Source organism: Pseudomonas sp. SDO55104_S430 (assembly GCF_054070595.1).
In genome coordinates, this window is sequence record NZ_JBSVXG010000177.1 from 1 (window position 1) to 12,215 (window position 12,215).

Here is a 12,215-nt window from a genome sequence, read left to right on the forward strand (position 1 = left end):
CTTTTGATTTTGCTTTTTTTAAGAACAAGATCAAAAGATCGCAGCCTTCGGCAGCTCCTACAGGGAGCGTGTCGTTATGAGGAGAGTTTGAAAGACGCTCCTGCCAGAACGCCGACAGGCTCATCGGTAGCGGCTCCTTCAAACGCTGCATTGAGTAAACGCAGTTGGCTTGCAGTCAGCCCTATAGCCTTGTTTCTAGCAGCGCCACAGCCTTTCCTCTGCCTAGATTTTTTTAGAGCTTTACGCATACCCGCTCCATTGCTGGTCATAAATTGCATAGTTTTCAAGATACGAGGATCTCTCCTCCTTTGACTGTTCAAGTCATTGCAATTCATGTCACCCGCTGGTTATAGTCAGCGCTCGGTGTCTCTCAGCACACCCTCCACCTCATCAAAAAGATCAGCCCATGCCTGCATCCCTCATCAACGCGGTAGTCGATTCAGCGGTCAACGCTGGCGTCGTGCCGTGCGGGAATCAGCAGCCTGTGCAGATCAGTCATTACCCCCCTCCTGTCAGTCGCACTCCAGTGTGCGCGGTGGTTTCACCGCCGGGTGTTGGCATTCGGGGCTGATCGGCGTTTTCTGCTGATCCCTGCCGCCCGCCTGAAACAACGACTGAATTTCAGCTTCGGCTGAGTTGGCTTTTTGCCTGACTACAGGTGGTATTCATGTTTGCTTTTTCCAGACAGTCCGCGCTTGCGGCGACTTCCACGAGCCTGTTCGTTCTGCTGTGGAGCAGCGGGGCGATTTTCTCCAAATGGGGCCTGGCTCACGCATCTCCCTTTGCCTTTCTGCTGTTTCGCTTCGTCATCGCCCTGTGCGGGCTGGTGTTGCTGGTGCCGTTGCTCAAGCTGAAGTTGCCCAAGGGCGGGAAGCCGATGCAGTACGCGATGGCCACCGGGGTGGTGTTGCTGGGGGCTTATCAGATTTTCTATCTGCTGGCCCTGGACCTGAAGGTGACGCCGGGGGTGATGTCGACCATCATGGGCGTTCAGCCGATCCTCACGGTGGTGATCATGGAGCGTCAGCGCTCGGCCAGCCGGATTTTCGGCCTGTGCCTAGGGCTCGCCGGGTTGATCATGGTGGTGTATCAGGGCATCGGTCTGGCCGGTATGTCGCTGGCCGGGATGCTCTTTGGTTTGCTGGCGCTGGCGAGCATGACGTTCGGCTCGATCATGCAAAAGCGCATCACTGAAAATCCCCTCGGCACGATGCCCGTGCAGTACCTCGCCGGACTGCTGCTGTGCGGGATCTTCGTGCCGTTCCAGCCGTTTCATTTCGAGCACAACACGGGGTTTGTCGTACCGGTGCTGTGGATGGGACTGGTGGTGTCGGTGCTGGCGACCTTGCTGCTGTATCGCCTGATCGCCCGGGGAAATCTGGTGAATGTCACCAGCCTGTTTTACCTGGTGCCGGCGGTGACGGCGGTGATGGACTACCTGATTTTCGGCAACAAGCTGGCGGCGTTGAGCCTGCTGGGGATGCTGCTGATCATCATCGGTCTGTTCTTCGTATTCCGTAAAACCGCGTAAACCAAAAAAGGCCCGGTGCATTGATTGCACCGGGCCTTTTCATTTGGCCAGCGTATGCTCGGCGCGCACCGAATGCATGAACGCCTGCATCGCCGACGATTGAATGCGATGGCGCCGGGTGATCAAGCCATAAGGCGGCAACCTTGCCTCGAACTTGATCGGCAATACGGCCAGCAAGTCGCGGCCAGGGTAATCCTCGACCACCGACACCGGCGTCACGCCGAGCATATCGGTCTGCTGGATCAGCGAGAGCAGGGTCATGATCGAAGTGGTTTCGACAATGCTGCTGGGGATATCGACGCGGGCGTTGTGAAACACCTGATTGATGATTGCGCGCATCGGGCTTGGATGCTGTTGCAGCACCCAGGTCTGGTTCTGCAACTCGGCCCAGCTCAGTTGCGTTTCCTTCGCCAGCGGATTTTCCGCGCCGCAAATCACGCATAAGGCTTCCTCACCCAAACTGTCGAATAGCAATTCTTCGGCCCGTGCCCCGACCGGGATTCGTCCGAGTACCACATCCAGTTGATCCTGCAATAGCGCCTGCACCAACACATCGCTGGTATCGACCTGAATACTCATCGACAACCTCGGATGGCTTTGTTTCAGCGTCGCGATGGTTCGGGTCAACAACCCCGACGCCAACGCCGGAATGGCCCCGACCGCAACCCGACCGAGGTTGCCGGATTCGAGTGCCACCAGTTCCTCGCGCATGCCGCTGAGTTCGGCAAACACCATGCGCGCGTAGTAGATGACGGTTTCCCCGAACGGGGTCGCACGCATGCCCCGGGGCAGACGTTCGAAGAGTTCGACACCGAGCAGATCCTCGGCTTCGTGGAGCATCTTGGTCGCCGCCGGCTGGGTCATGCCGATATGGTCGGCGGCGCGGCGCAACGAGCCCAATTCCTGCAGCGCCAGCATCAAGCGCAGTTGGCGCAGACGCAGACGGCTGTGGATCACATTGGCAACAGGAATTCGGGTCATGGGCCGCGCTCGTAGAAAAGACTGCGGCAAGCCTGACAACAAATGTCAGGCGTTGCCAGCATTGCTGTGTCACAGCACCGATTTTGCCTTGGCGGCAGGGGATTTGCGCAGGCCGATCAGGGTTTGCAGCGCTTTGGAAATCATCGGCCAGAACAGCATCAGCAGGGCGGCCGTGGTCAGGCTGCCCACCAACGGGTTGGACCAGAAGATCCCCAGTTGCCCGTCCGAGAACAGCATCGACTGACGGAACGCATCTTCCGCCTTATCGCCCAACACCGCCGCCAGCACAAGCGGGGCGATCGGGTAGCCGAGTTTCTTGAACAGGTAACCCAGCGCGCCGAAGCCGAGCATCAGCACCACGTCGAAGAACGAGTTGTGCACCGAGTAGGCGCCGATGGCGCAGACCATGATGATGATCGGCGCAATGATCGAGAACGGAATGCGCAGGATCGAGGCGAACAACGGCACGGTCGCCAATACCACGATCAGACTCACCACGTTGCCCAGGTACATGCTAGCGATCAGGCCCCAGACGAAGTCGTGCTGTTCGACGAACAACGTCGGGCCAGGGTGCAGGCCCCAGATCATCAGGCCGCCGAGCATCACCGCGGCAGTAGCGGAACCTGGAATGCCCAGGGTCAGCATCGGCAGCAGGGCGCTGGTGCCGGCGGCGTGGTCGGCGGTTTCCGGAGCGATCACCCCTTCGACTTCACCTTTACCGAAGTTGTCGCGGTTCCTGGAGAAACGTCGCGCCAGGCTGTAGCTCATGAACGATGCCGCCGTCGGACCGCCAGGAGTGATGCCCATCCAGCAACCCACCAGCGTGCTGCGCACGATCGTCCACCAGTAGCGCGGCAGCTTGGCCCAGGTGCGCAGAATCACCATGGGCGTAATCCGCGCATGCTCGCCACGAAAAACCAGGCCTTCTTCCACGGTGCAGAGGATTTCGCCGATGCCGAACAGACCGATCACCGCCACTTCGAAACTGATGCCGGTCATCAGCATCGGCTGGTCGAAGGTCAGGCGCAGGTTGCCGGACACGGTGTCCATGCCCACCGCCGCCATGGCGAAGCCGATCATCATCGCCACCACGGTTTTCAGCGGCGGGTTCTTGCTCATGCCGATGAAGGTGCAGAACGCCAACAGATACACCGCGAAGAACTCCGGCGAACTGAATGACATGGCGAACTCGGCAATGCGGGTCGACAGGAAGGTCAGCAGCATGACCCCGCACAGGGCGCCGATCAGTGCCGAGCTGAACGCGGCTGTCAGGGCTTCGGCGGCGCGGCCTTCGCGGGCCATCGGGTAGCCGTCGAAGGTCGTCGCCACCGATGAGGGCTCACCGGGTATGTTGAACAGAATCGAAGTGATCGATCCGCCGAACAACGCCCCCCAATACATGCACGACAGCAAGATGATCGCCGACACCGGCGACATGGTGAACGTCAGCGGCAGCAGCAACGCCACGCCGTTGGGGGCGCCGAGGCCGGGCAACACGCCGACCAGAATGCCCAGCAGCACGCCGACCACCATCAGGCCGATGTGACCCGGGGTGAGGATCAGGTTCATGCCTTGCAGCAGGGAATCGAATTCGCTCATTTGAAATGTCTCCAGGCCAGGGCAATACCGTCGCCCAGGGGACCTGCATCCAGCGGGACCTTGAACCACAATGCGAAAACCAGATAGCTGAACAGTGCCGCGCCAATGGACACGCAGGCGATCATCCACTTGCCATAAGGTTTGGCGCGATCGGTGTCACGCCACATGAACCAGGCGATGAACACGACCGATGCGAGGTAAATGCCGGTGAACGGCATGGCGCCGACAAAAAGGGCAATAGGCAGGAACACCGACATCACCTGGCGGAACGCACTGCGGCTGACGAACGCCACACTCAAGACCTGCCAGCGCACCAGCGCCAATACGCCGTTGGCGATGCTGGCTGCGCTCAACAGCAGACCGATATAGAAGGGGAAGTAACCCGGCTCGGGGCCGGCGTCGCCCCAGCCGATGCCTTGTTCGTAGCTGCCGAACATCACCACCACGCCAAGCACAGTGGTGAACAGCGCCAGGCCGAGTTCGACCCAGCGGGTGCCGACCAGCGCCGGTGAATCCGAAGAATGGGACATGAAAACGTCTCCAGCAGAGGACGGCCGCCCGCAGGCGAGCGGCCGGACAACTTTAGTTTTTCAGCCAGCCGGCTTCCTTGAACACCGGGGTGACGCGGGCGGTGTCATGTTCGATGTAGGCGGTCAGCGGCTCGCCTTCGAGGAAAGTCGGCACCAGCGCGTTCTGCTTGACGTAGGCCTTGAACTCCGGGGTCTCGGTGACCTTGCGCATCAGTTCGACGTAGAACGCGCGCTGCTCGGCGCTGACTTCGCCGGGCATGAACACGGTGCGCGGGAAGCGGTACTGATCGATGCCCAGGCCCTGTTCGTGGCAGGTGGGTACGTCGGCCCAGGCTTTGTCGCCGGCGACTTTTTCGGTGTAGGTCATGCGCTCTTTACTGAAAACGCAAAGCGGTTCGACCTGATCACCGCGCCATTGGCTGATGCTTTCGCTGGGGTTGTTGACGTTGGCGGCGATGTGTTTGCCGGCCAGTTGCGTGGCGGCCTCGCTGCCGCTCTTGAACGGGATGTACACCAGTTTGCTGTTGTTGGTCTGGTTGAGCAGCAGGGTCAGGGTCTGGTCGACGTCCTTGGACTGGCTGCCGCCCATGCGCAGTTTCGACGGGTCGGCCTTGACCGCGTCATAGAAGCCTTTCGCGTCTTTCCACGGCGCGCCCTTGTAGCTCCAGAGAATGAAGTCATCCTCGGCCACTGCGGCGATCGGCGTCAGTTCCTGCCATTGGTAACCGAGCTTGGAGACCAGCGGCAGCAGGTAGATGTTGTTGGTGCCGATCACCAGTTTCTCGGCATCGCCCTTGTTCATCTTCATGTCGAGAAAGGCTTCGGCGCCATTGCCACCGCCCTTGTTCAGGACGATGGTGTTCACGTCGAGCAGCTTGTGGGTGGTGATGATCGACTGGATCAGGCGACCGAGCTGGTCGGTACCGCCACCAGGACCGCCGGCAACGATGATTTCGACGTTCTTGTCCGGTTGCCAGGCCGCGTTGGCGAGAGCAGGAAGGGTGCCGGCGGCGATCAGTGAGCAGCCAAGCATCAGACGGGATGTGCGACGGACGAATGCATTTCGCATGGTTGAAAGAGCCTCGTTTTTGTATTTGTTATGAGTGACTTGTCTGCGCGGTAAAGCCGCAAGCCTGGACCGAGTGTGGGAACGTCGGGTCGTCGCGTCTAGTCAAAACAATACATACACCGATAGCCTGGGGTTATAGCTCTTTAGTGTGCAGGTCAAATGTTGCAGACCTGTAGCAGCTGGCGAAGCCTGCGTCCGACTGCGCAACAGTCGCAAATCCTGTGTGCGAGGTCTATCTGAAACATCGCATTAGCTGATTTTACGACTGCTTCGCAGTCGGTCGCAGGCTTCGCCAGCTGCTACAGGGTGCGGTGTTCTGGAAACAAGTGGAAACAGTCGCTGGAGGGGTGAAAGCTCATTGAAAGGGCCGTGTGCCATAACTCGAGGCTATCGCCTTATTTCCAGGTTTGATTAGACGGTTATCGCTGAGCCTTCGATAGTGCTCGCCAAGGCCGCGAAATTGCGGCGTCTTCACAAAAATAATAAAAGAGGTACGCACCATGGCTCGTCCCAGTGCTTCCCTGCAATTGCCCGGCGCCGAGGCTCCGTCCGCCGCCGCTGCAATCCCGCAGGCCACCGCCGCCAAGGCCAGCAATGTGCGCTGGAGGATCTTCGCGATCATCTTTGCGCTGACCATGGTCAACCTGATTGATCGGGTGTCGCTGTCCATCGCAATGCCCACCATCGCCAACGAATTTTCCCTGTCACCGAGCATGCAAGGGCTGATTCTCAGCAGCTTTTTCTGGGCCTATGCGCTGTTGCAGATTCCCGGCGGTTGGCTGATCGATCGCTTCGGCCCGCATCGGGTGATCGGCTGGTCCACCGGCTTGTGGGGCACCTTCCAGGTACTCGCGGCGTTTGCCACCGGCGGCCTGTCGTTGTTGTTTGCCCGCGTGGCGTTGGGGGCTTCGGAAGCACCGTTGTTCCCGTCCGGTGGCAAGTTGATTTCCCTGTGGCTCGCGCCGAGCGAGCGCAGTCGCGGCGCGGTGTTGATGGACAGCGGCAGCCCGTTGGGAGTGGCGCTTGGTGGCCTGATCATCGCCTATCTGATTGTCGCGCTGGATTCCTGGCGTCTGGCGTTCGTGATCGCCGGTGTCGCAACCCTGGCGCTGGCCTGGCTGGCGTGGCGTTATCTGCGCGATGACCCCAATACCCATCCGCAGGTCAATGCGCTGGAGCTGGAAAAGATCAACGCCGGACGAGCAACGCCTGCCGCCGAGGCAGCCCGTGCGCCAGTCAAAGGATTGGGCATCGCCGCCCGTTCCTTGAGCGGCCTGCTGATCGGGCGAGCCAGTTGGGCGATGGTGTATTTCGGTCTGCTGACCTGGGGCCCGAGTTATCTTTCCCAGGCTCGCGGCTTTGACATCAAGGGCATTGGCGCGGCGACCTTCGTGATTTTCATCTGCGGCGCTTTGGGCTCGCTGACCGGTGGTTTCCTCTGCGATGGCCTGATCCGCAAGGGCGTGCGGCGCGGGGTGGCGGTCAAGAGCTTGCTGGCGTTCTCCGGCGTGGTGGCCCTCGGCGCTTTCCTGTTGTTGCCGACCTTGAGCAATCCCTACGCCGCCGTGGCGCTGCTGGCCCTGACCGCGTTCTTCCTGATGTGGGGCAGCCTCTACTGGAGCTTCCCGGCGTTGCTGGCGGCGCCTGCACGAGTCGGCTTGATTGGCGGCGTGATGAACATGGCCGGCAGCACCGGCGGCATTGCGGTGCCGATCCTGGTGGGTGTGATTCTGCAAATGAGCGGTGGCTTCGCGCCGGTGCTCGGGTTCTTCGCGGTGTGTTCGGCAGTGTTCGTGCTCGCCACCCTGTTCATCAGTCTGGATGAGGTGCGTCATGGCTGAGTCGTCTTCAAGAAGCCTATGGAAAGGCCCGATCATCGACGCCCATCACCATTTCTGGGACCCGACGATCAACCATCATCCGTGGCTCGCGCCCGAGGCGAATATCCCGTTCCGCTACGGTGATTACAGTGCAATCAAGCGTCGTTATTTTCCCGACGATTACTTCGCCGATGCCGGTCCCCACAACGTCGTGCAAACGGTGTACATCGAGACCGAGTGGGACCCGCAGGATCCGATTGGTGAGACCCGCTTCATCGAACAACTGGCCGCCCGCTACGGCGTGCCGAACGCGATCGTCGCGCAAGCCTGGCTCGATCATCCGGACGCCATCGCGGTGCTCACCGAGCAAGCGAGTTACAAATGTGTGCGCAGCGTGCGGCACAAACCCGGTGGCCCTGTGTCGCCGGCCGAGGTCGGCCATGTGCGCAGCCTGATGAGCAATGAACACTGGCGCCGCAGTTATGCCGCGCTGCAAGGGCTGGGGCTGCATTTCGACCTGCAGACGCCCTGGTGGAACCTGCACGAAGCCGAGCGCCTGGCCCGGGATTTTCCGGGCACCACGCTGATCCTCAACCACGCCGGCCTGCCCAGCGATCGCAGCGCCGAAGGCCTGGCCGGCTGGCGCCTGGCGATGTCGCGTCTGGCCCAGTGGCCCAACGTGCAGGTGAAGATTTCCGGGCTGGGCCAGGCGGGCAGGGCCTGGCGCGCCATCGACAACGCCTGGATCGTGCGCGAGGTGATCGCCATGTTCGGCACCGCCCGGGTGATGTTCGCCAGCAACTTTCCGGTGGACAGCCTGTGCGGCTCGTTCGATGACATCTACAGCGGTTTCAAATCCATCGTCGCCGATCTGCCCGTGGCCGATCAGGAGCGACTGTTCTACAGCAACGCGCAGCACACCTATCGCTGCGAGCCTTGCGCCATTGACCGGGCGCAGCCTGAACCCTTGAGGAGTGAAGCATGAAAAAAACTACCATCGCGATGGTCCTGGGCGACCCGGCGGGCATCGGCCCGGAGCTGATCGCAAGGCTGCTCGCCGAGCCCGAAGTACGCAGCAAGGCACAGGTAATTCTGATTGCCGATGAAACGGAAATGCGTCGCGGCATGGACATCGCCGGTGTGCAGTTTCCTTATCGCCAGGTGGATTCGCTTGAGCAGTTGTCGTTCGTCGACGACACGCCGCTGTTCTACGATTTTCGCGGCGCTGCGGTTGGAGAGTTCCCGCGTAGCGAAGCCAGTGTGATTGGCGGACGTTACAGCCTCGATACCCTGGAACAGGCGCTGCGCCTGACCGAGGCCGGTACTACAGACGCGATCCTTTTCGGCCCGCTGAACAAGACTTCGCTGCACATGGCCGGCATGGCCCACAACGACGAGCTGCACTGGTTCGCTGAACTGCTGGATTTCCACGGGCCGTTCTGTGAATTCAACGTGCTCGACAATCTGTGGACTTCGCGAGTGACGTCCCACGTCGCTCTGTCCGAAGTCCCGGGCATGCTGAGTGAGCAGCGGGTGGTGGAAGCGATTGAACTGATCGATACCGCCCTCAAGCGCAGCGGCCTGGAGAAGCCGCGGATCGGCGTCTGCGGTTTGAACCCGCACAACGGCGATAACGGTTCCTTCGGCCGGGAAGAAATCGACATCATCGGGCCGGCCGTTCGCACGGCTCAGGCGCAGGGCATTGCCGCCGAAGGACCATACCCGGGTGATACGATTTTCCTCAAGGTCCAGGGTGATGCCAGCGCCTTCGACGCGGTGGTGACCATGTATCACGACCAGGGACAGATCGCGATCAAGCTGATGGGCTTCTCCCGCGGCGTCACGGTGCAGGGCGGCCTGCCAATCCCGATCACCACCCCGGCCCACGGCACCGCCTTCGACATCGCGGGCCAAGGCAAGGCCAACGTCGGCGCCACCCGCCAGGCCTTCGAAATCGCCTGCCGAATGGGGGCCAGCCGCCACTGACCCCAATCCCCCAAACACCCTAAATCCCTGTGGGAGCGGGTGTGGCCAACATCAGTGCTCACCACCGACCCCTTTGTGGGAGCGAGCCTGCTCGCGATGACGGCAGTACAGACACTTCAATGGTGACTGTCAGTCTGCAATCGCGAGCAGGCTCGCTCCCACAATGTTTTTCAGGTCTGGCCAATATCAATGCCTCCCACATTTTTTGCCCAAATCAGCTGATAACCCAATTCAGGCAATATCCGCTTTTCGATATCACCCCAGGTTATCGCCGGATACGCATAAGTGATTATCCGCAGTCCCCGGGCGCTGGCTAAAGTCGCTCCATCGAGTGCCGGAAGCCGCCAACCAGGCGGTTCCGCGCACACGACCCGACAATTACAAGAAGCGCCAGCAAGGAACTGTATTCATGAAAATCAAAGCGATCCGTACCCGCGTATTCGAGTGGAAAGGCAAAGTCGTTCCCCCTCAGGCGCACTTCTGCACCAACGCCAGCGACATCCTGTTCGAACGCGGCGACGCCATGGGCTCGTTCCGTTTCCACGGCTGGCTGGTGGTGGAAGTCGAAACCGACACCGGCCTCGTCGGCATCGGTAACTGCGCCCTGGCGCCGCGTGTGGCCAAGGAAATCATCGACACTTACCTGGCACCGATCGCCATCGGCGAAGACCCGTTCGACAATGAATACATCTGGCAGAAGATGTACCGCCAGAGCCACGCCTGGGGCCGCAAAGGCATCGGCATGGCGGCGATCTCGGCGATCGACATCGCGATCTGGGACATCATGGGCAAGGCGGTCAACAAGCCGGTGTTCAAGCTGCTCGGCGGGCGCACCAAGGAAAAGATCTGGACCTACGCCTCCAAGCTCTACGCCAATGACAACCTCGACCTGTTCCTCGAAGAAGCCCAGGGCTACCTGAACCAGGGTTTCACCGCGCTGAAAATGCGCTTCGGCTACGGCCCGAAAGACGGCCCGGCGGGCATGCGTCGCAACATCGAACAGGTCCGCGCCCTGCGTGAACTGGCAGGTCCCGATGTGGACATCATGCTCGAGTGCTACATGGGCTGGACCCTGGAATACGCCCGCCGCATGCTGCCAAAACTGGCGGAATTCGAACCGCGCTGGCTGGAAGAGCCGGTGATCGCCGATGACATCGAGGGTTACATCGAACTGAAAAAAATGGGGATCATGCCGATCTCCGGCGGCGAGCATGAATTCACTTCCTACGGCTTCAAGGACCTGCTGGAACGCCGCGCCGTCGACGTGATCCAGTACGACACCAACCGCGTCGGCGGCATCACCGCCGCGCGCAAGATCAACGCCATGGCCGAAGCCTGGTCGGTGCCGGTGATCCCGCACGCCGGGCAGATGCACAACTACCACCTGACCATGTCCACCACCGCCTCGCCGATGGCCGAGTTCTTCCCGGTGTTCGACGTCGAGGTCGGCAACGAACTCTTCTACTACGTGTTCAAGGGCGAGCCGCAACCGGTCAACGGCTACATCCAGCTCGACGATCACAAGCCGGGTCTGGGCCTGGAAATCTCCGATGAGTTCCTGAGCGAATTCAACATCATCGAGTGACCTTGAAGCGCCGCTCCCGGGCGGCGCCATCCACGACTTTGCGGAGGCCGACATGCGCCTGATTCAATTTGAAAACAGTAACGGCGATCGCCAGGTGGGCGTGGTCGATGGCTCACAGGTCCAGGTATTGAAGGACACTCGCAGCACTCGCGAACTGGCACTCGCGGCGATCCGTTCCGAGCGCAGCCTGGCGGAAGAAACCATTCTGCGTGGCAGCGAAACGAGCCTCGATTATGCGCAGTTGCTGCACGAACACCGGGTGCTGCCGCCGCTGGACCACGAAGACCCGGCGCACTGTCTGATCAGTGGCACTGGCCTGACTCATCTGGGCAGCGCTTCGACGCGGGACAAGATGCACCAGCAGGACGGTGCGGTCGAAGCCGGCATGACCGACACCATGCGCATGTTCAAGTGGGGCCTGGAAGGCGGCAAACCGGCGGACGGGCAAGTCGGTGCGCAACCGGAGTGGTTCTACAAGGGCGATGGCAGCATCGTCGTGCGTCCCGGCGCGGACTTCCCGGTGCCGCCCTTTGCAGAGGACGCCGGTGAAGAGCCGGAGCTGACCGGGCTCTATGTGATCGGCGACGACGGCCTGCCGTATCGCCTCGGCTATGCCCTGGGCAACGAGTTTTCCGACCACGTCATGGAGCGGCGCAACTACCTGTACCTGGCCCATTCGAAACTGCGCAGCTGCTCCTACGGTCCGGAGTTGCGCGTCGGCGAATTGCCCCGGCACCTGGTCGGCACCAGCCGCATCAAGCGTGACGGCCAGACGCTATGGGAGAAGGAGTTTCTCAGCGGCGAGGACAACATGTGCCACAGCCTCGCGAACCTGGAATTTCATCACTTCAAGTACGCGCAGTTCCTGCGTCCCGGCGATGTTCACGTGCATTACTTCGGCACTGCCACGCTGTCGTTTGCCGACGGGGTGAAGACCCAGCCGGGGGACCGTTTCCAGATCAGCCTGGAGGAGTTTGGTGCGCCGTTGGTCAATGGCATTGGTGAAAGTGAACAGCCGTTGCCGATCGGTGAGGTGCGTGCGCTGTAAGGCTTTAACCGGCGTAAAGCTCTTCGCGGGCAAGCCTCGCTCCTACAGGGTTGGTGGTTGTTCATA

General features: G+C 60.8%; 10 protein-coding genes. 6 read left to right on the forward strand and 4 right to left on the reverse strand.

From position 1 onward, the window contains the following. The first annotated feature begins 667 nt into the window (after positions 1 to 667). Positions 668 to 1,531, forward strand: coding sequence for a DMT family transporter (locus tag ACW9JE_RS23315; protein ID WP_457434081.1), 864 nt, complete (start codon positions 668 to 670; stop codon positions 1,529 to 1,531). 39 nt (positions 1,532 to 1,570) lie between these two features. On the opposite strand, the gene ACW9JE_RS23320 is transcribed toward ACW9JE_RS23315, so the two are convergent. The 4 genes from ACW9JE_RS23320 to ACW9JE_RS23335 form a co-directional block, all read right to left on the reverse strand. Next, positions 1,571 to 2,512: a LysR family transcriptional regulator gene (locus ACW9JE_RS23320; protein WP_224535862.1), complete on the reverse strand. Its 942-nt coding sequence runs from the start codon at positions 2,510 to 2,512 to the stop codon at positions 1,571 to 1,573. A gap of 69 nt (positions 2,513 to 2,581) precedes the next feature. After that, entirely contained in the window at positions 2,582 to 4,111 is a 1,530-nt protein-coding gene (locus ACW9JE_RS23325; RefSeq protein WP_224535864.1) for a tripartite tricarboxylate transporter permease, read from the reverse strand. After that, positions 4,108 to 4,641, reverse strand: a complete 534-nt coding sequence (locus ACW9JE_RS23330; protein ID WP_224535866.1) for a tripartite tricarboxylate transporter TctB family protein — start codon at positions 4,639 to 4,641, stop codon at positions 4,108 to 4,110. Before ACW9JE_RS23330 ends, ACW9JE_RS23325 begins: the two co-directional genes overlap by 4 nt. Positions 4,642 to 4,693: 52 nt before the next feature. Continuing rightward, entirely contained in the window at positions 4,694 to 5,710 is a 1,017-nt protein-coding gene (locus ACW9JE_RS23335) for a Bug family tripartite tricarboxylate transporter substrate binding protein (RefSeq protein ID WP_224535868.1), read from the reverse strand. Positions 5,711 to 6,210: 500 nt separating this feature from the next. Between ACW9JE_RS23335 and ACW9JE_RS23340 the strand changes: the two genes are divergently transcribed. The 5 genes from ACW9JE_RS23340 to araD1 all read left to right on the forward strand — a co-directional run bounded on the left by ACW9JE_RS23340 (position 6,211) and on the right by araD1 (position 12,149). Beyond that, positions 6,211 to 7,551 carry an MFS transporter gene (locus ACW9JE_RS23340; protein WP_457434082.1) on the forward strand — a complete coding sequence of 447 codons (1,341 nt, stop codon included), beginning with the start codon at positions 6,211 to 6,213 and terminating at the stop codon, positions 7,549 to 7,551. Continuing rightward, positions 7,544 to 8,515, forward strand: a complete 972-nt coding sequence (locus ACW9JE_RS23345) for an amidohydrolase family protein (RefSeq protein WP_457434083.1) — start codon at positions 7,544 to 7,546, stop codon at positions 8,513 to 8,515. The genes ACW9JE_RS23340 and ACW9JE_RS23345 overlap by 8 nt, the downstream gene beginning before the upstream one ends. After that, on the forward strand, positions 8,512 to 9,516 hold the full coding sequence (locus ACW9JE_RS23350) for a 4-hydroxythreonine-4-phosphate dehydrogenase PdxA (RefSeq protein WP_457434084.1): 1,005 nt from the start codon (positions 8,512 to 8,514) through the stop codon (positions 9,514 to 9,516). Before ACW9JE_RS23345 ends, ACW9JE_RS23350 begins: the two co-directional genes overlap by 4 nt. A gap of 409 nt (positions 9,517 to 9,925) precedes the next feature. Beyond that, positions 9,926 to 11,101 (forward strand): L-rhamnonate dehydratase, encoded by a 1,176-nt coding sequence (locus tag ACW9JE_RS23355; protein WP_175376138.1) that lies wholly within the window; start codon positions 9,926 to 9,928, stop codon positions 11,099 to 11,101. A 52-nt stretch (positions 11,102 to 11,153) separates the two neighbouring features. Next, positions 11,154 to 12,149, forward strand: coding sequence for an AraD1 family protein (araD1, locus tag ACW9JE_RS23360; RefSeq protein WP_457434085.1), 996 nt, complete (start codon positions 11,154 to 11,156; stop codon positions 12,147 to 12,149). The last annotated feature ends 66 nt before the right edge of the window (positions 12,150 to 12,215 follow it).